The sequence below is a fragment of the Pseudomonas allii genome (genome assembly GCF_055380095.1).
Genome location: NZ_AP039450.1, coordinates 2,575,508 through 2,593,701 on the forward strand (window position 1 = coordinate 2,575,508; position 18,194 = coordinate 2,593,701).

Annotated in this window: 21 protein-coding genes; 11 read left to right on the forward strand and 10 right to left on the reverse strand. The window is 62.8% G+C overall.

Annotated features, from left to right (window positions below; genetic code table 11):
- Positions 1–77: 77 nt before the first annotated feature.
- Positions 78–1,010 (reverse strand): LysR family transcriptional regulator, encoded by a 933-nt coding sequence (locus ACZ445_RS11805; RefSeq protein WP_310863956.1) that lies wholly within the window; start codon positions 1,008–1,010, stop codon positions 78–80.
- A gap of 117 nt (positions 1,011–1,127) precedes the next feature.
- On the opposite strand from ACZ445_RS11805, the gene ACZ445_RS11810 reads away from it, so the two are divergent.
- The 6 genes from ACZ445_RS11810 (at position 1,128) to ACZ445_RS11835 (ending at position 4,467) form a co-directional block, all read left to right on the forward strand.
- Positions 1,128–1,616 carry a DMT family transporter gene (locus ACZ445_RS11810; RefSeq protein WP_058424703.1) on the forward strand — a complete coding sequence of 163 codons (489 nt, stop codon included), beginning with the start codon at positions 1,128–1,130 and terminating at the stop codon, positions 1,614–1,616.
- Positions 1,617–1,620: 4 nt separating this feature from the next.
- Positions 1,621–2,073, forward strand: a complete 453-nt coding sequence (locus ACZ445_RS11815) for a DMT family transporter (RefSeq protein WP_310863955.1) — start codon at positions 1,621–1,623, stop codon at positions 2,071–2,073.
- A gap of 89 nt (positions 2,074–2,162) precedes the next feature.
- Positions 2,163–2,333 carry a metallothionein gene (locus tag ACZ445_RS11820; RefSeq protein WP_081049255.1) on the forward strand — a complete coding sequence of 57 codons (171 nt, stop codon included), beginning with the start codon at positions 2,163–2,165 and terminating at the stop codon, positions 2,331–2,333.
- 120 nt (positions 2,334–2,453) lie between these two features.
- On the forward strand, positions 2,454–3,218 hold the full coding sequence (locus ACZ445_RS11825; RefSeq protein ID WP_058424705.1) for an AraC family transcriptional regulator: 765 nt from the start codon (positions 2,454–2,456) through the stop codon (positions 3,216–3,218).
- Between the two features lie 88 nt (positions 3,219–3,306).
- A complete protein-coding gene (locus ACZ445_RS11830; RefSeq protein ID WP_076955279.1) occupies positions 3,307–3,480 on the forward strand; it encodes a DUF1427 family protein in 174 nt (57 codons plus the stop codon).
- Between the two features lie 27 nt (positions 3,481–3,507).
- Positions 3,508–4,467 (forward strand): quinone oxidoreductase family protein, encoded by a 960-nt coding sequence (locus ACZ445_RS11835; protein WP_464708354.1) that lies wholly within the window; start codon positions 3,508–3,510, stop codon positions 4,465–4,467.
- A 108-nt stretch (positions 4,468–4,575) separates the two neighbouring features.
- On the opposite strand, the gene ACZ445_RS11840 is transcribed toward ACZ445_RS11835, so the two are convergent.
- The 3 genes from ACZ445_RS11840 to ACZ445_RS11850 form a co-directional block, all read right to left on the reverse strand.
- Positions 4,576–5,604 (reverse strand): purine-nucleoside phosphorylase, encoded by a 1,029-nt coding sequence (locus ACZ445_RS11840; protein WP_179028236.1) that lies wholly within the window; start codon positions 5,602–5,604, stop codon positions 4,576–4,578.
- 14 nt (positions 5,605–5,618) lie between these two features.
- Entirely contained in the window at positions 5,619–6,566 is a 948-nt protein-coding gene (locus ACZ445_RS11845) for a nucleoside-specific channel-forming protein Tsx (RefSeq protein WP_058424708.1), read from the reverse strand.
- A 172-nt stretch (positions 6,567–6,738) separates the two neighbouring features.
- Positions 6,739–7,659: an AraC family transcriptional regulator gene (locus tag ACZ445_RS11850; RefSeq protein ID WP_058424709.1), complete on the reverse strand. Its 921-nt coding sequence runs from the start codon at positions 7,657–7,659 to the stop codon at positions 6,739–6,741.
- A gap of 262 nt (positions 7,660–7,921) precedes the next feature.
- On the opposite strand from ACZ445_RS11850, the gene ACZ445_RS11855 reads away from it, so the two are divergent.
- Both ACZ445_RS11855 and ACZ445_RS11860 read left to right on the forward strand, forming a co-directional pair.
- Positions 7,922–9,181 carry an ABC transporter substrate-binding protein gene (locus ACZ445_RS11855; RefSeq protein ID WP_371858639.1) on the forward strand — a complete coding sequence of 420 codons (1,260 nt, stop codon included), beginning with the start codon at positions 7,922–7,924 and terminating at the stop codon, positions 9,179–9,181.
- A gap of 19 nt (positions 9,182–9,200) precedes the next feature.
- Complete coding sequence (locus ACZ445_RS11860) at positions 9,201–9,974, forward strand: L-iditol 2-dehydrogenase (protein ID WP_179028234.1); 774 nt, start codon at positions 9,201–9,203, stop codon at positions 9,972–9,974.
- A 126-nt stretch (positions 9,975–10,100) separates the two neighbouring features.
- Here ACZ445_RS11860 and ACZ445_RS11865 read toward each other — a convergent pair whose 3' ends face one another.
- A complete protein-coding gene (locus ACZ445_RS11865) occupies positions 10,101–10,793 on the reverse strand; it encodes an NUDIX hydrolase (RefSeq protein ID WP_179029950.1) in 693 nt (230 codons plus the stop codon).
- Between the two features lie 146 nt (positions 10,794–10,939).
- Here ACZ445_RS11865 and ACZ445_RS11870 point away from each other — a divergent pair, with 146 nt between their 5' ends.
- Genes ACZ445_RS11870 through nadE form a run of 3 tightly spaced genes read left to right on the forward strand, consistent with a single transcriptional unit; the run spans position 10,940 to position 13,627 of the window.
- Positions 10,940–11,587 (forward strand): nicotinamidase, encoded by a 648-nt coding sequence (locus ACZ445_RS11870; RefSeq protein WP_058424713.1) that lies wholly within the window; start codon positions 10,940–10,942, stop codon positions 11,585–11,587.
- Between the two features lie 11 nt (positions 11,588–11,598).
- Entirely contained in the window at positions 11,599–12,816 is a 1,218-nt protein-coding gene (gene pncB / locus ACZ445_RS11875; protein ID WP_058424714.1) for a nicotinate phosphoribosyltransferase, read from the forward strand.
- Position 12,817: 1 nt separating this feature from the next.
- Complete coding sequence (nadE, locus tag ACZ445_RS11880; RefSeq protein WP_058424715.1) at positions 12,818–13,627, forward strand: ammonia-dependent NAD(+) synthetase; 810 nt, start codon at positions 12,818–12,820, stop codon at positions 13,625–13,627.
- Here the strand turns inward: nadE and ACZ445_RS11885 are convergent, their stop codons facing one another.
- The 5 genes from ACZ445_RS11885 to ACZ445_RS11905 are packed head-to-tail and all read right to left on the reverse strand — an operon-like array spanning position 13,628 to position 18,192.
- Positions 13,628–14,659 (reverse strand): ABC transporter substrate-binding protein, encoded by a 1,032-nt coding sequence (locus ACZ445_RS11885; protein WP_058424716.1) that lies wholly within the window; start codon positions 14,657–14,659, stop codon positions 13,628–13,630.
- 14 nt (positions 14,660–14,673) lie between these two features.
- Positions 14,674–15,771, reverse strand: a complete 1,098-nt coding sequence (locus ACZ445_RS11890) for an NAD(P)/FAD-dependent oxidoreductase (protein ID WP_464708355.1) — start codon at positions 15,769–15,771, stop codon at positions 14,674–14,676.
- Positions 15,768–17,111 carry an FAD/NAD(P)-dependent oxidoreductase gene (locus ACZ445_RS11895; protein WP_058424718.1) on the reverse strand — a complete coding sequence of 448 codons (1,344 nt, stop codon included), beginning with the start codon at positions 17,109–17,111 and terminating at the stop codon, positions 15,768–15,770. Before ACZ445_RS11895 ends, ACZ445_RS11890 begins: the two co-directional genes overlap by 4 nt.
- Entirely contained in the window at positions 17,108–17,398 is a 291-nt protein-coding gene (locus ACZ445_RS11900; protein ID WP_058424719.1) for a (2Fe-2S)-binding protein, read from the reverse strand. Before ACZ445_RS11900 ends, ACZ445_RS11895 begins: the two co-directional genes overlap by 4 nt.
- Complete coding sequence (locus ACZ445_RS11905) at positions 17,398–18,192, reverse strand: ABC transporter permease (RefSeq protein WP_058424720.1); 795 nt, start codon at positions 18,190–18,192, stop codon at positions 17,398–17,400. Before ACZ445_RS11905 ends, ACZ445_RS11900 begins: the two co-directional genes overlap by 1 nt.
- Positions 18,193–18,194 lie beyond the last annotated feature (2 nt).

An 18,194-nucleotide genomic window follows, 5' to 3' on the forward strand; every position in this document is an offset into this window, starting at 1 on the left:
TTGGCCAAAAGAATACTGGCCCGAAAAAACAGAATGGAACTACTTCCTCCTGTAGGAAAACTCCCGAGCCACTTGGCTCACCGATCCCAATACGGCACGGCCCCAAAACATTCCACAAAGTAATCAATCACCGTCCGCACCTTCAGCGACAAGCGCCGGCTGCCCGGCCACAGTGCCGCGATCTGCTGCGGCTCCAGGGTCGTCGCTACTTCATAGTCGGTCAGCACCGCCTGCAACGTGCCTGCGCGCAAGCCTTCGCCGATCAACCAGGAGGGAAACACCACCAGCCCCAGCCCTTGCTCGGCGGCGTGGGTCAAGGTGTCGGCATGGTTGCCGGTGATCGGGCCCTTGACGCTGTAGGGCGTCCAGTCGCCCTGGCCCTTGCGAAAGAACCAGCGCTGCTGGCCGGTGATGCCTTTGTAGGCCAGGCATTGATGGTTGCTCAGCTCGTCGGGGTGCTGCGGGGTGCCATGCCGGGCCAGGTAGGCGGGGCTGGCGGCGATGCGAAAGCGTTGGGGCGCGAAGATGCGGGCCTGCATGCTCGAATCGTTGAGCACGCCGATGCGGAACAGCAGGTCAGTGCCGTCCTGCAGGGGGTCGACGTACGTGTCGGTCTGCTGGATGTCCAGTTGCAGCTTCGGATAGCGTCGGCACAATTCACCCAGCCACGGTGACAGGTGACGCTGGCCGAATACCATGGGTGCATTGATGCGCACCAGGCCGCTGGGCTCGCTTTCCTGTTCCTGTAACGCCTGGCTGGCGGCTTCCAGTTGTTCCAGCATCAACCGCGCATGCCGCCCGAGCAGGCGACCGGCTTCGGTGGGGCTGACCGCGCGGGTGTGACGGTACAGCAACTGTTGGCCAAGAGCCTGTTCCATCAGCTGTATCTGCCGGGAGATAGAGGAGGGTGCCAGGCCTTCGCGGCGGGCCACTTCGGAGAAGCTGCCAAGGTCCAGCACGGCTACGAACAGGCGCAGTGCCTTGAAACTCAATTCATTCAAGCCTTGCATCATGTCTCCAGGCTGTGCGTTTTGCGCAAAGGTGTTGTCAGCATGCTCCCATTTATCGCACAGAACGGCCACCGGATAATGCGCGCCATGTTTCCTTTCTTGAAGCGCGGGTGCTGTATGCAAGCAAGTTCTATCGAGGGTGTGGCACAAGCCTCGCCGAAAAAAAACGGCTTGAGGTTGCTGTTGCTGCCGCTGGTGATCCTGGCCGGCATGGGCCTGTCAGTAGAGGCCGGGTTGCTCGGCCCGCTGGGCGTGCAGGTCGGCCATTTGTGGGCGACCCTGAGCATTTTCGGGGTAGGCTCGGCGATCCTGTATCTGATGCTGTTGTTCAGTGGCCCGCAAAAGGGCCCGGCGCTCTCCGAACTGCCGCGCTGGCAGTTGATCGGCGGGTTCCTGGGGCCGATCTACGTGGTGGTACTCACCCTGGCCACGCCGCATATCGGTATTGCAATGACCATGATCGCGATTTTGTCCGGGCAGGTCGGCAAGAGTGTGCTGATCGACCATTTCGGCTGGTTCGGCTCGGCGCGCAAGCGGGTTAATGGCGAGCGCTGGATTGCCCTCGCGCTGATTGTGGTGGCACTTGTTCTGATTGCACGAGGTTAAGGCGATGAACCTGATTCTGTTACTGGTCGTGGTGGTTGCCGCAGGTGCGGTGTTGAGCGTGCAGGCGGCTATCAACGGTCGCCTGGGCCAGGCGGTGGGCGTGTTGCGTGGCAGCCTGGTGACCTTCTCGGTGGGGGCGATTGTCACCGCGTTAATGATTTTCTTCTTTGAACCCGCCCAGGCGGTGAGCCTGCTCGACGTGCCGAAATGGCAACTGACCGGCGCGTTGTTCGGCGTGGTGTACATGATGGTCATGGTTGGCGCGGTACCGGTGGTCGGCACGGCCGTCGCCACCGTCGCGGTGATCGTCGGCCAATTGGGCATGGGCATGCTGATCGACAACTTCGGCTGGCTGGGCAACCCGGCCATCGAGCTGTCGAGCAGCCGCATCGTGGCGATGGCCTGCCTGGCGTTGGCGCTGGTGTTCATGTACCGCAGCAATACCCGCACCGACTGATGGCTTGAACCAACGAAGGCGGGCCGCAGTCACTGCTTAAGGTGTCGGCGTCCGCCGCACCGGGACGACCATGAAGAAGGAGTCTGACCATGCCAGATAAAACCTGTGCCTGCCCACACTGCAAATGCGTACTGGGACCTGATGCGGTCATGAAGGACGGCAAGGGCTATTGCTGCCAGGGCTGTGCCGAGCACCATGCCCATGGTGAGCCGTGTGCGGCTGCGACGGGGTGTGAATGTGCCAAGTCTGCCAAAGGCTAGCGGTGTTTGAAGCGGTGGGAGCATGCGTGCTCCCACGCGGTTTACGGGCCGCAAAAATCACTCGGATTGTCGTGCGGCGGTGATTACCATAGCCACTCTCCTTCGAATGATGTGCACCCCATGGCCCTGGCCGCGCCGCCTGACCTCAGTGATCCTGCCGTTCCCGTGCAACCCCTGGCGCGCACCTATCCGCGCGGGCTCTACGTTGAGCCCCACAGCCACGACTGGGGCCAGTTGCTCTATGCCATGAGCGGCGTGATGTGGGTCGAGACCCCGCGGGAAGCGCTGGTGGTGCCCCCACAGCGTGCGGTGTGGCTGCCGCCCGGAGTGGAGCATGGCATCCGTGTGGTCTCGGACTTGCAGATGCGCAATATCTACCTGCGTCCGGCCCTGGCCGCAACGCTGGACAGCCAGGTGCAGGTGATCGAAGTCGGTGGGTTGTTGCGCGAGTTGATCGTCACGTTGGTGGACGAGGGCGACAACGGTGAGGTCGCGTACTACGACGCGCTGGTCAGCCTTGCCTTGCTGGAGCTGCAACGGGCGCGCCGCTCGCTAATTCGCATCGCCATGCCGGTGGAGGCCGACCGCCGCTTGATCAACGCCTGCCAGGCGGTCATGGCGGCGCCGTCCCTGGAGATCCCTTTCGAGCAGCATGCCGAAACCGCCGGTGCCAGCGTGCGCACCCTGGCGCGGCTGTTCCAGAACCACCTGGGCATGGGCTTTGCCGAATGGCGCCGCCAGGTGCAACTGGCCACCGCGGTGGCGGAGTTGATCCAGGGCCAGTCGGTCAGCGCCATCGCGCGTTCCCTGGGGTATTCGCCCAGCAGTTTCAGCGACATGTTCCGGCGTGAACTCGGTGTGGCGCCATCGCAATACCTGGGCTGAGGGGTTGGCCGATAGCCTGAAGCACTTGGCCGATGCTTCAGGCATGCGCTCTCTACACTGAGCGCATCCACCCACAAGGCGCTGCCCCATGAACTACCTCATTTCCCTTGCCATCGGCCTGTTTGTCGGCGTGATCTACGGCGCACTCGACTTCCGCTCGCCCGCGCCGCCGGCCATCGCCCTGATCGGCCTGATGGGCATGCTGCTGGGCGAAAAGCTCTGGCCCATGGGGCGGCAACTGGTGGGCACCTGGTTCTCCTGATCTCTTTTTATTCGATGGATATTGGCCATGAAAGCACTGCAATTTACTGCCACCGGCGACCTCAACACCCTGCGCTTTGTCGACGTCGCCACCCCGGTGCCGGCCGCGGGGGAAGTGCTGGTACAGATCAAGGCCGCGGGCCTCAACCCCAGCGACGTCAAAAACGTGCTCGGTCGCTTCCCCTATACCACCTTGCCGCGCATCCCCGGCCGTGATTTCGCCGGGGTTGTGGTTGAAGGCCCGCAGGCACTGGTGGGCCAGGAGGTATGGGGCACCGGCCGTGACCTGGGTTTTTTTGCCGACGGTTCCCATGCTCAGTACCTCACTGTGTCGGCCAAGGGCGTGGCACGTAAGCCTACCCACCTGAGTTTCGCCCAGGCCGCGAGCCTTGGCGTGCCGTACACCACCGCCTGGGATGCACTGGAGCGCATCAGCGTCACCCAAGGCTCACGCCTGCTGGTGATCGGCGCCAATGGCGCGGTGGGCAGCGCGACCCTGGCCCTGGCGAAGATCCGTGGCGCCCAGGTGCTGGCCGCCGTGCGTCGCCCGGAACAGGTTGAAGTCTTGCAGGGCCAGGGCTTCGACGCGATTGCCCTGGGCAAGCCGGAAGACTTGGGCGCACAGGTCAACGCCGTGTTCAAGGGCGGTGCGGATGTGATCTTCGACACCACCGGTTTCTGGCTGCCGGCCGCCGTGGCAGGCCTGGCACCGTTCGGTCGCATCGCTATTATCGCCGCGCCGGTCGACGGTCATGTACAACTGCCGGCCCTGGCGTTGTACCGCAAGGGTGGTTCGGTGGTAGGCATCAATTCGTTGCTCTACAACTGCGAGCAGTGCGCCGTGATGCTGGAGCAGTTCGGGCGGTTCTTTGACGAAGGCTTGTTGCCGCTGCCCACCGGCCTGCGTGAAGTGGCGCTGAGCGATGGGGTGCAGTGCTTCGAAGAGGTGAACCAAGGCAGTGCAGACAAGATCATTTTCCTGCCCTGACACGGTGAAAATGTGGGAGGGGGCTTGCTCCCGATGGCAGTGTGTCAGTCAGTGAATCTATACCTGATACACCTCCATCGGGAGCAAGCCCCCACCTGTCGATCTCCATCAAGCTTCGGGAACACCTTTCTCCCAGGCTGACCAGTTGTTGAGGATCGCCTGTACCAACGGGTTGCCCGTGCGGTACAGGTTCTCCAGCGCCGGGACAAAACCGCCCTGGTCCGCGTACTTCAACAGGTTATCCACTTCGCTGTAGCCCGGGTACGGCCGGTCGAAATCCGAACCGGCGCGCACCACCGCCAGGCGCTGGATGTCCACCAAGCCTTCACGGCTGGCGCGCAACAGGGCCTCATAGGTGGAGTTGTCTTCCTGCTGGGTGGTGCAGTATTCGCCTTTGTTGTCGGTCAGCAGCTTGGTCCACACCTCGGCGCGCTCACTCAAGCGTGTGCCGGAAAACCAGGTATTGCCCGCCAGGGTGTCGCAGCGGGTGACTTGCGGCGGCTGGTTGGCCGGGGCGGCGGGGTAGTGTTTGCGCCAGGCGCTGGATTCCTTGCTTTCCGTCAGCTCGACCTTCTGCGACAGGGCAAACGCCTTGGCCTGCAACTTGGGGTTTAGTTCAAACACTTCGGTCTTGTAGTCCAGCGGTGGCTTTTCGTTGGGGCCTTTGGTGTTGATGCCGAGATAGCCGGTCGGCCAATCCTTCGGCGCATCCCGCGAATCCAACTCCCACTGGGTGCCAAATTCCACCAGGTAATGCGCCCACGCGGCGGTGCCGATCGTGCCGTGCTTGGGGCTGATGCCGGCGATCCCGGCGATCAGGAAGTAGCTTTGGCGCAGGTCGAACTTGGGCGACAGCGCCAGTGCAAGGGTGGAGGCCGCTGCGTTGGTCTGGCCCATGCCGGTGACCAGCAGGCACACATCCTGGGTATTGCAGCGGATCACCGGATACTCGGCAGACAAGCCCGGTACGCGCACTTCCTGCTTGAGTTCCAGGCGGTCGATCCAGGTTTGCGCCTCGGGGGCGAACATGGTGATCAGCATCACCTTGGGCTTGATCGGTGCGGGTGCATCGGCCAGCACCAGTTGGGGCAGAACGGCCAGGCCAACAGCCATTGAGAGACGGGTAAACGCGTTCATCTAAAGCTCCTCGATCAGAATTGATAGCCCACGCCGGCGTAGTAACCCCAGCCGTCCGAGCGCGCGCGGAAATTGCCTTCGCCGAAATTCAACTCGCTGCCATCTTCCCAGTTGCCGCCGTTATGAAAGTAACGGCCGACCAGGGTGAAACGCAGGTGGGTGAACGAATACAGCAGCACGTTGGTGGCCACCAGGGAATTGGCGGTGCGTGCCGGGTTGTCCTTGTGCAGGTCCGAGCCAAAATCGTAGTTGGTAAAGCCGATGTAGGTCAGCGAGGCGCCGTTATCGAATTTGCCGATGGGCACGATGTACTTCATTTGCGCACGGTAGCCGTCCCAGGAATATTCATTGCTGGCGCCATAGTTTTCCCACTGGTAGCGCCCGTAGAAGTTGGCCGACAGGTTGACCCGCGAGTGGGTGTCGATATCGGTGCCCAGGCCGCTGTACAGCGTATTGGCGCGGTTGGCCTTGTTGCTGCCGTGGTCGTAGATCCAGTCGAAGGCCACGTACCATTCCTTGAACGGCCCGATGGCCAGGCTGCGGCCCGCCAGGTAGTCGATGGAAATACGCGGCTCATGCTCCATGAACACCGGCGAGCCATGGTCCCACACGCCCTTGTCATTACTGTTACCGATGGTGAGGATCTTCGGCACGTCGATATAGCCGTACAACTCGAAAGGCCCCTTGCGACCAAAGTACTCGTACTCCAGGTACACGTCATCCTGCGGCTTGGGGCCGAAGCTGATGTCTTTGCTGCCGATCAACGTCAGGTCCTGATTGAACCAGTCCGACAGGTACACGCCTTTTTTCGCCGGGCTGGCTTCAGGGCTGAGGGTTTCGCCCTGTGCTGAGTCATCGACAGGTTTTTCCTGCGCCAAAACGGGTGCGCTGAGTAGTCCCGTAACGGCAGCCAGTAGCAAGGAAACACCAAAGCCGGTAGGACGCCTTGAGGTGAAATGCATTGAAAATCCCTATTCGTACGCGGTTTGAACCCGATTCTTCGGGTAGAGGTGAACTTGGTCGCCAAGTTCGTACCGCAAACGTTTGCACAGGCTGTACCAACTTTGCTCAATCGATTGATCAGCTTGGAAAAAAACAGGATTAGTCGACCTTTTGGTCAGAATTGACCGGGTGTCATTTTTCGATGCGGTGAAACAGGTGCGTCGCGGTTTCCCGTCGATAGTCACTCGGCGTCTGGTTCATCTCGATGCGAAAGTGCCGGTTGAAATTCGACAGGTTGGCGTAGCCCACTTCAAAGCAGATGTCCGCCACCGACATATCGCTTTGCAGCAACAGCCGACAGGCGCGCTGCACCCGGAACTTGCGCATCAGGTCGATAAAGCCGTGGCCGGTGTTGCGCTTGAAGAAGCGCGAAAAGCCCGGTTCGCTCATCTCCAACTGTTGTGCGATCACCGACAGGCGCACATCGCCGGTCAGCTCGCGCATCAAATAGTCGAATGCCTTGTTGATGCGTTCGGCACTGCGCGCATCCAGGGTCGGCGCATAGCAGGGGCTGGCCAGGGCCTTGGCCTGCTGGGGCGGGGCGTTTTTCAGGGTGTCGAGCAACTGCAGGAACAGGATCAAGCGTTGCAGGCCCTGAGCGTTGCCGATGGCTTCCATCAGATGGGCGGCCTGCAGCGCCGTGTCGCCGGTGAACTCCAGGCCACGGCGGGCCTGTTCGAACAACGGCTGCAGGTCGCCGAGCTCCGGCAGGGTGTTGCGCAAGGCGAGGAGGGCGGCGCCGTCGAATTGCAGCACCACGTCGCGGCCGCTCAGGTATTCGCCAGGGGCCAGTTCGCCGATCCAGTCGTGGGGCAGGTCGGGGCCGATCAGTGCGACATGCCCCGCGCTGAAGGCACCGATGTAGTCGCCCGCTACGAGTTTGCCGCTGCCTTGGCGGATCAAGTGGATTTCGAATTCAGGGTGGTGGTTCCAACGCGCCAGGTCGTAGGGGTAGTCGTGTTCGAACCAGCGGAAGCAGTGGTCCGGTTCGGGCAGGATCACTTCCAGTTCGGCGGGGCGGTGCTCGAACAGCGTGGCACGGCTGATGGGCATGAGCGGGCTTCTTCGGGTTCTTGTAATCGTTTCAAAATACGCGCCTCGGGCGGGCAGGCGCTACCCCCGCTTGCGTGCGGCACTGATACTTTTTTAACTCGCACGTCCGGGTTAAAAAAGTACCAGCCGGGCATCCGCCACGGGTTTGTGAGGGCCTGGCCAAGCTGCTGTAATCGGCGCTCAACAACAAAAACAACCGGTGGAAACCGCCATGTTCAAGCTCCCGCAAGTGTTGTTCCTGCTGTCCGGCCTGGCGCTGGCCATGCCCAGCCACGCCGCCGACACCGTCACCATCGCCACCGTCAACAACAGCGACATGATCCGCATGCAGCGCCTGTCCAAGGTGTTCGAAGCCCAGCACCCGGACATCAAGCTCAACTGGGTGGTACTGGAAGAAAACGTGCTGCGCCAGCGCCTCACCACCGACATCGCCACCCAGGGCGGGCAATTCGATGTGCTGACCATCGGCACCTACGAAACCCCGCTATGGGGCGCCAAGCACTGGCTGGAACCCTTGACCCAGCTGCCGGCCGATTACGATGCCGACGATATCTTCCCCTCGGTGCGCCAGGGCCTGTCGGTCAACGACACTCTCTATGCCTTGCCGTTCTATGGTGAAAGTACCGTGACCTACTACCGTACCGACCTGTTCCAGCAGGCGGGCCTGAGCATGCCGGCGCACCCCACCTGGACCCAGCTCGGTGAGTTCGCGTCCAAGCTCACCGCCAAGGACAAGGGCCAATACGGCATGTGCCTGCGCGGCAAGGCCGGCTGGGGCGAGAACATCGCCTTGCTCAGCACCATGGCCAATGCCTTTGGCGCGCGCTGGTTCGACGAGCAGTGGAAACCCGAGCTGACCAGCCCCGAGTGGACCGCGGCCGCCAACTTCTACGTCAACACCCTCAAGCAATACGGGCCGCCGGGCGTGTCCAGCAACGGCTTCAACGAAACCCTGGCGCTGTTCAACAGCGGCAAGTGTGCGATCTGGGTCGATGCCAGCGTGGCTGGCTCCTTCACCACCGATAAAAGCCAGAGCAAAGTGGCCGACAGCGTAGGTTTTGCCGCCGCGCCCACCGAGGTCACCGATAAAGGCTCGTCATGGCTCTACGCCTGGTCCCTGGCGATCCCGGCCACCTCCAAGCACAAGGATGCCGCCAAGGCCTTTATCAGTTGGGCGACGTCCAAGGACTACATCCAACTGGTGGCCGACAAAGAAGGCATCACCAACGTCCCGCCAGGCACCCGCCAGTCCACTTACAACGAGGCGTATCTAAAAGCTGCCCCGTTTGCCCAGGTGACCCTGGAGATGATGAAACACGCCGACCCTGCACACCCGTCCGCCAAGCCGGTGCCGTACGTGGGCATCCAGTACGTGACCATCCCCGAGTTCCAGGCCATCGGCACCTCGGTCGGCAAGCTGTTCTCGGCGGCGCTGACGGGCGGCATGTCGGTTGACCAGGCCTTGCTGCAAGCGCAGTCCACCACCGAGCGCGAGATGAAACGCGCCGGCTATCCGAAGTAACTTTTGACGGGACCTACCCATGAAACGACTGGAAGGTAAAAGCGCGCTGATCACCGGATCGGCGCGCGGTATCGGCCGCGCCTTCGCCCAGGCCTACATCGAAGAGGGCGCTACAGTCGCCATCGCCGATATCAACCTGCAACGGGCCCAGGCCACGGCTGCCGAGCTGGGCCCGCAGGCATACGCCGTGGCCATGGACGTCACCGACCAGGCCTCCATCGACGGCGCGATTGCCGCCGTGGTGGCCCAGGCTGGCAAGCTGGATATCCTGGTCAACAACGCTGCGCTGTTCGACTTGGCACCCATCGTCGACATCACCCGCGACAGCTACGAGCGACTGTTCTCGATCAACGTTGCCGGCACGCTGTTCACGCTGCAGGCTGCGGCCCGGCAGATGATCCGCCAGGGCCATGGCGGCAAGATCATCAACATGGCCAGCCAGGCCGGACGGCGCGGCGAACCGCTGGTGGCAATCTACTGCGCTACCAAGGCGGCGGTGATCAGCCTGACGCAATCGGCGGGGTTGAACCTGATCAAGCAGGGCATCAACGTTAACGCTATTGCTCCTGGGGTAGTGGATGGGGAACATTGGGATGGCGTGGATGCGTTGTTTGCCAAGCATGAAGGATTGGCACCTGGCGAGAAGAAGAAGCGGGTAGGGGCCGAGGTGCCGTTTGGGCGGATGGGCACGGCGCAGGACTTGACTGGAATGGCGATTTTCCTGGCGTCAAAGGAGGCCGACTACGTGGTGGCGCAGACCTACAACGTCGATGGCGGCAACTGGCTGAACTAGGACCCAATGTGGGAGGGGGCTTGCCCCCGATAGCGGTTGGGCAGTCACAGATTGTGCAATCTGACCCACTGCTATCGGGGGCAAGCCCCCTCCCACAGTTGAGCCTCTTTGTTCGTTGACTCGGGGCTAATCCGCAAAACTGCGGTCGAAGAAGTAAATCTCGCCGGGCTTCAGGTTCGCCACCGTCGCCTGGGGCCTGCCGCCTTCACCCTGTTTCTTGCGCCCGGTCTCACGCAAGTACCCAGCCTCCGTCAGCTTCAACAACCGCTGGCGAATACTGGTCTTTAACACCGGCCGCGCCAGCACCAGGGAAAAGATCGTGGTCGCCTCCGGCGCGCTGAATTCATTGCCCAGGAACATCAGTGGCAAGCTGCTGTACAACGATTTGGAAAACAAACGTTCCTGCACCGCTGCCACGATGCTGTTGTGATCGAACGGCAACTTGATGCCGCCACTGGCCACCGCCGTCAGTGAAAACCAGCCCTGATACTCACCCAGCGTCACGTCCTCGTTCACGATCGCCAAGTAAAAGGTGGACGACGACCAGCAGCGTGGATCGCGAAACGCATCCCCCACCGTCCCCACCTGTTCGCTCCAGGCCAGGTCCAGCCCGACCTTGTCACTCGCCCGCAGGCGCTCCACCGCATCCTCGAGGCTCAGATCTTGCACGCCGCCATTCACCACCACGCCAGGCAGCGCCCAGTGCCCGGCGAAGGGGTCGGCGTCGCGCTGGTTCAGCAGCAGTTTCAGTTCGCCAGAGGCACGGCAGTAAAACAGCACGCACAGGTCGACGGTATGGAGGTAGGCGCTACGGGGCATGAGATGTCCTTCTAAACAGCAGTGCGGCACAGTCTAACGGATCGAACAGATATGTCATGTACTGACTCAAGGATAGATAAACAAATGTTTCTTGCAATGAAAGTACATGACGTGTACTTTTGTTTCCAGGCCACAGGAGAACCACCATGACCCTCGCGACAACTGCCATTGCCTCATTCGACGTCGACGCCCAGAAGAGCTTCACGCCGCTGTGCCCCAACGAGTTGCCGGTGGCCGGCGGTGACCGGATCGGCGCCGAGCTCAACTATATGGCCAGCCTCGCCGGCCATCGTGTCGGTAGCAAGGATGCCCACACCCCGCACGCGCCCTGGGTGGTGTCGCAGCACAGCGACATGTTGCAACCCACCGGCCTGGCCCATGCCGATGTCACTTGGGTCAGCCACTGTGTACCCGGCACCGAGGGCTTCACCCTGCTGGATGAGTTGCCCACGCCTTATGACTACGACTACTTCATCTGGAAAGGCGTCGAACCCGACCTGCACCCCTACGGCGCCTGCTACCACGACCTGCACGACAAGCTGTCCACCGGCGTCATCGAGTATTTGAAAGCCCAAGGCGTGGTTCGCGTGATCGTCGGCGGCCTGGCCCTGGATTACTGCGTCAAGACCACCGCGCTGCAGTTGCTCAAGGCCGGCCTGGAAGTGGTGCTGCACCTGCCGGCGTGCCGAGGCATCAGCGAGGAGGGCGGTATACAGGCTGTCAATGAGTTGCTCAAGGCCGGTGCTGCGATCAGCCGCACCCGCGAAGAACTGGCCGCGATGGCCACGCGTTAAGGAGAGACACCATGGAAAGTGCATACGACTACGAATCCCCGGTGATCCAGGGTTTGCTCGACACCGACTACTACACCTTCACCATGATGCAGGCGGTGCTGCACCAGTACCCGAACGTCGATGTGGAGTACAACTTCATCGTCCGCTCCAGGGAAAAGCTCGGCCACCTGATTCCTGAAATCCGTGCCGAGTTGGAGAACCTTGCCAGCCTGCGGATGCGCGAAGGCGAGTTGCGCTTCCTGTTCAACCCACGTTTTCGTGAATACCTCACCCCGGATTACGAGCGCTTCCTCGGCCTGTTCCGATTCAACCTGCGCTACATCCACGTCAGTGAAGTCGACGGCCAACTCAATATCCGCGTGGTCGGTCCGATGCTGCACTGCATCATGTTCGAGCAACCGGTGCTGGCGTTGGTCAGCGAACTGCGCAACCGTGACAAATACCCCGACTTGACCCTGGAAGACGTCACCCGCAAGCTCTACCAGAAGTTCGACTGGCTCGAGAAAAACCTCAGCCGCGATGAACTGGCTGACCTGCGTGTGTCGGACTTCTCCACCCGTCGGCGCCTGTCGTTCAAGGCCCAGCGCGAAGTGGTGGACATCATGCGCCGCGACTTCCCCGGCCAGTTCGTCGGCACCAGCAACGCGCACCTGGCCTACGAGTTCGACCTGCCGCTGATCGGCACCATGGCCCACCAATGGCTGATGGTGCACCAGCAACTGGGCCGGCTGCGCGAGAGCCAGAACGCCGCCCTGGAAAACTGGGTGCGCGAGTACCGTGGCCGCCTGGGGATCGCCCTGACCGACTGCATCAGCACCGACTTTTTCCTCAAGGACTTCGACCTGTACTTCGCCAAACTCTACGACGGCCTGCGCCAGGACTCCGGCGACCCCATCGCCTGGGCCGACAAGGTGCTGGGCCGCTACAAGCAACTGGGTATCGACCCGATGACCAAGGACCTGATGTTCTCCGACGGCCTGAACTTCGAAAAATGCCTGCCGATCCTGCGTCACGTGCGCGGCAAGGCCAAGTTCGGTTTCGGCATGGGCACCAGCCTGGCCTGCGATGTGGACGGCGTTGAGCCGCTGAGCATCGTGATGAAACTGGTGCGGGTGCACGGCGAGCCAGTGGTGAAATTCTCCGATGACCCGATCAAGAACGTCTGCGAAGACGCCTCGTTTTTGCAGTACGCAGCACAAGTGTTCAACGTTGGCAGTGTGGAGGTGTGACATGCAAGAACGTATCGCACGGGAACTGAACATCAATCGCGCGTTGACCCAAGGTGGCGAACCCGAGGAAATCCAACGGCGCATCGACTTCATCAAGACCACCTTGCGCCACTCAGGCTGCAAGGCCCTGGTACTGGGCATCAGCGGCGGCGTCGACTCCCTCACCGCCGGCCGCCTGTGCCAATTGGCAGCGGAGCAACTGCGCAGCGAGGGCTACGCCGCACGCTTTATCGCCATGCGCCTGCCCTACAAGACCCAGGCTGATGAAAATGACGCCCAGGCCTCCCTGGACTTCATCACCCCGGACCACATCGACACCCTCAACATCGCCGCCAGCGTCGACGGCCTGATGGCCAGCCTGGCCGCCGCCGAAGCCAGCGCCGAGCATGTCGATTTCATCAAGGGCAACGTCAAGGCCCGCACGCGCATGATCGCGCAATACGCCGTGGCCAACCTGCACAATGGCCTGGTGGTGGGCACCGACCACGGCGCCGAAGCGTTGATGGGTTTTTTCACCAAGTTCGGCGACGGCGCCTGCGACCTGGCCCCGCTGTCCGGCCTGACCAAAACCCAAGTGCGCCTGCTCGCCACGGCCCTCGGCGCACCGGACAACCTGGTGCACAAACACCCGACGGCCGACCTGGAAGAGCTGGTACCGGGCAAGCTGGACGAGCACGCCTACGGTTGCACGTATGCAGAGATCGACGCCTACCTGATGGGCGAACCGGTGAGCGAGCGGGTGAGGACGATTGTCGAGGGCGCGTACAGCAAGACAGCACACAAGCGCGCGCTGCCGATTGCGCCCCTTTGATTAACGCTCGATCGACCGACTCCACCGCGCATTCCACTCCGGCCGCGCCTGGTTCACCTGGTCCCAATCGATCGAAATTGCCGTCTGCAAGTAACCCTGCATCGCTTCCACCCGCGCACGGGTCTTGTCGGTGGTCGGCGTGGTCGGGTTCGAGGGGATCTGGTCGCCTTCCTCCAGCGCCGGGGCCTGGGCTTCGGCGGTCAGCAGGAAGGCTGCAAGTTTCTGCGCCAGTTCCGGCTGGTCATTGCGCGCGATCACGCATTCGGCCACGTTCAGCACCACCGCGCCTTCCTTGGGCTGTGCGTATTCCATGGGCACGCCGAGCAGTTTCTGAGTGGCGACCTGGGTCGGGGTGAGGGGGAAGATCGCGGCTTCGTCGGTCTGCACCATCTCGGAGATTTTTGCCGAGCTGGCGATGTATTCCAGCACATTGGGGCCGACGGTCTTTGGCCAGGCCTTGAAGCCGGGCTCCACGTTGGTTTCGTCGCCGCCCTGGATGCGGTTGAACATCAAGAAGCCGTGCAGGCCGAAGGTGGACGACGCCAGGGACTGGAACACCACCTTCTCCTTGAAGCGCGGGTCGGCCAGGTCCATCCACGAGGTGGGCGCGGCCCAGCCTTTTTCCTTGAACATCTTGGCGTTGTAGCCCAGGCCGGTCACGCCGAGGGTCACGGCCACGGCTTCGTCCTTGATCTTCGCCTTGGCCGGGATCTGCTCCAGGGGCGGGCTCGGCGCCAGCTTGTCGCACAGGCCCATGGAGATGGCGCGGTACATGATGCCGTCGTCGAGGAACATCACGTGCATCTGTGGGTTGTCTTTGTTGGCCTGGACCTTGGCGAGGATGTCCGACGAGGTGCCGGGCACGATCACCACCTTGACGTTATTGGCCTTCTCGAACGCGGGCAGCACCTTGTCGGCGTACACCCGTTCCATGGTGCCGCCGTTCATGCCCAGGTACAGCGTGGGCGCGGCGTGCGCCGTTGAGGCGAGCAGGGCAAGAGACAAGCAGGACAGCGCGATACGTGGGTTCATGGATGTTTTTCCTCTCAGGCTTGGAAACGACGGATGGAAAACGCTTCGATGGGGTGGCGGCTGGCCCCGGTGCAGACGATCTCTGCCAGGGCTTCACCGACCGCGGGTCCGAGCTGGAACCCGGCGCCGGCAAAGCCGAAACCGTGGAGCAAGCCGGGTTGGGTGCTGCTGGGGCCGATCACCGGTTCGTGATCGGGAAGGTAACCTTCGGTGCCGCTCCAGGTGCGGATGGCCTGGGCGCCCTTGAGAAAGGGGTAGAGTTCGCCAGCGTTGCGCAGGATCTCCAGCACCGCCGCCTGCCCTGGACGCGCGGTCAGCGGGCCGAGGGCAAAGCCGCGACCGCCGCCGAGGATGCAATTGCCACGGGCGACCTGGCGCGCATAAATCCCGCCGCCCTCAACGCCGGTGCTGACGTTCATCACCACTGGCAACGGCTCGGTAACCAGCATCGCCGGATGCGCCGAGGTAATCGGCACCGCTTCGCCAAACTGCTCGGCGACGCTTCCGGACCACGCGCCGGCGCAGTTGAGCAGCCACGGTGCCTGCAGGTGCAGGCCACTGGCGCAATGCACCTGGAACTGGCGGCTGTCATGTTCGATGCGGATCACTTCCGCTTGTTCGTAAACAACGGCGCCACGACGCTGCGCGGCACGGGCAAAGGCAGGCGACACCAGACGCGGGTTGGCATGGCCGTCTTCCGGGCACAGCGAGGCGCCCACCGCAATATCGCCGACCCAGGGGAAGCGTGCGCGCAGCTCGGTGTAGTTCAGCAACTGCAGGCCCAGGCCAAAGCCGCGGGTCTGCTCGGCATACGCCTGCAATGCGGCGAAATCGGCATGACTGCGCGCCAGCTTCAAATGCCCGGAACGCACGTATTCGCCGTCGATGCCGATCAACCCCGGCAAGTCGGCCCACAGTTGATGGGCGCGCTGGGACAGCGGCAATTGATGCAAGGGCCGACCCTGGCGCCGCACGCCACCGTAGTTGACGCCACTGGAATGCGAGCCGCAAAAATCCCGCTCCACCAGGGCCACGCGCCGGCCTTTCTGCGCCAGCATCAAGGCCGCCGAGGCACCGACGATGCCGCCGCCGAGGACGATCACGTCGATCATGGCTGCACCTCCACGCCAAACGGCAGTGGCTTGATCGGTGCCTGGCCGCGCAGGCGGCCCACGTGTTCAATTGCGCGACCGCTGCGTTCGGCGACAATCTCCGCCGCCGCCAGCCCACACATCCGGCCCTGGCAGCGGCCCATGCCAACGCGACAGTGGGCCTTGACCCGATTGAGCTCCCAGTGGCCCTCATCCACCACCGCGCGTATCTCGCCGGCGCTGACTTCTTCGCAGCGGCACACCATCAATGCGTCCGGCGCCTGGGCCGCCCACTGCTCGGGGAAGGGGAACGCGGTTTCCAGCCCATGACGAAAACGCTGGATGCCTGCCAGTTGCTGCTCCAATTCGGCGGGGCGGCGCTGATCAATCGCCACGCCCGAATCTTCCAGCACTGCCAACGCGGCACGTTCACCGGCCATCTGTGCGGCGTCCGCACCCATGATCCCTGCGCCGTCGCCAGCCAGGTAAACCCCTTTCACGCTGCTGCGCCCGGCGTTGTCCCGTTGCGGCAACCAGGCGCGGTTCAAGGTGTTCCAGGCGAACTCGCAGCCAAGCAAGTCCGCCAGTTGCGTCTCGCTGCGCAACGCGTGGGCGAAAGCCACGGCGTCGCAGTCCAGACGGTGTTCCCCCCAACGAATGCCGCTGACCCGCTGTTCTCCGTCGATTTTCTGCAGCGTGGCGCCCTGATGCACGGGAATCCCATGGGCACTCAGCCAGGCGCGGTAATACAGGCCCTTGGCCAAGGTCAGTGGTTGCCCGAGCAGCGCCGGCAACGCACGGCACTGCGCACTGAACGGCGCGCTGTCGAGTACCGCCACCACCTTGGCCCCGGCCTTGGCGTATTGGTAGGCGACCAGATACAGCAACGGCCCGCTGCCACAGAACGCCACGCGCTCACCGATGGCGCAGCCCTGGTATTTCAAGGCGATCTGCGCCGCGCCCAGGCTGTACACCCCGGGCAAGGTCCAGCCCGGCACCGGCAAGATACGGTCGGTGGCGCCGGTCGCGACAATGATCCTGGCGTATTCGACGCTCTCGGCCCTTCCGTTCTTGAGCATGTCCAGGCGACCGTCCTCGGCATTCCACACCAGGGTTTGCGGTCGATAGTCGATCAGCGGCGCCAGTTCATCCATCGTGCGGTGTACGGCTTGGGCCTTGCTCGCTTCAAAGCCATAGATTTGCCTGGCGGTGCGCTGGAAGCCCTGAGGTTGACGCCGATAGATCTGCCCGCCGCCGCGCAGGTTTTCATCGATCAGGCACGGTGTGATGCCATGATCGAGCAGGGTGCGCGCTGCACTGATTCCCGCCGGGCCTGCGCCCACAATCACCACCGGCTTCATGGCTGGCGCCCCGGGTCGCGGCTGATCGCCTGGCCTTCTTCCAGCAGCGTCGAGCAGGCGCGCACGCGGCGACCGTCCGCAAGCCGCACCCAGCAGTCCTGGCAGGCGCCCATCAGGCAGAAACCGGCGCGGCGCTCGGCGCTGAAGTCACTGCCGCGCAGGTGTTCGGCGCAGGTCAGCACGGCGGTGAGCAAGGTATCGCCGAGCAAGCCGCTGGCCGGTTGACCGTCCAGGGTAAAGGACAGGGCAGGGCGGCCGGTCTCGGCCACACGTTTGAACAAGGCCATCAGTGTTTCCCCACCAGCACGCGGTCCAGGCCGTAGACCCGGTCCAGCAGAATCATGGTGGCCGCCGTCAGCGCAATCACCAGCGCCGACACCGCCGCCATCATCGGGTCGATGGACTCGGTGGCGTACACATACATACGCACCGGCAGGGTTTGTGTGGCCGGCGAGCTGACGAAGATCGACAGTGTCACCTCATCGAAACTGTTGATGAACGCCAGCAACCAGCCGCCGGCGACGCCGGGCAAAATCATCGGCAGGGTGATCAGGCGAAACAGCGTGAAGCGACCGGCGCCGAGGGATTCGGCCGCCTGTTCGGCACTGCGGTCAATACCGATGGCGGCCGCCAGCACCAGGCGCAGCACATACGGCGTGATGATCACCACGTGGGCCAGCATCAGCCAGGTAAAGCTGCCGTTGACCCCCATCAGCGCGAACAACCGCAGCATCGCCACCCCCAGCACCAGGTGCGGGATGATGATCGGCGACAAAAACAACGCACTGAAAAAATTACGCCCCGGAAACGAATACCGGCTGATCGCCAACGCCGCCGGCACCGCAATCAACGTGGCCAGGCTGGCCGCAGTGAAGGCCAGGACCAGGCTGTTATAGAACGCCTGGATAAAGTCAGCCCGCTCGAACACCGCGCGAAACCAGCGCAGTGAGAAGCCCGAGGTAGGCAGGCTCAAGGTGTTTTCCGGGGTGAAGGCCACCAGGCACACCACCACCAGCGGCGCCATCATGAACAGCACCACCAAGCCGTGGAAACCGAGGGCCAAAGGACCGTTTCTGGACATGC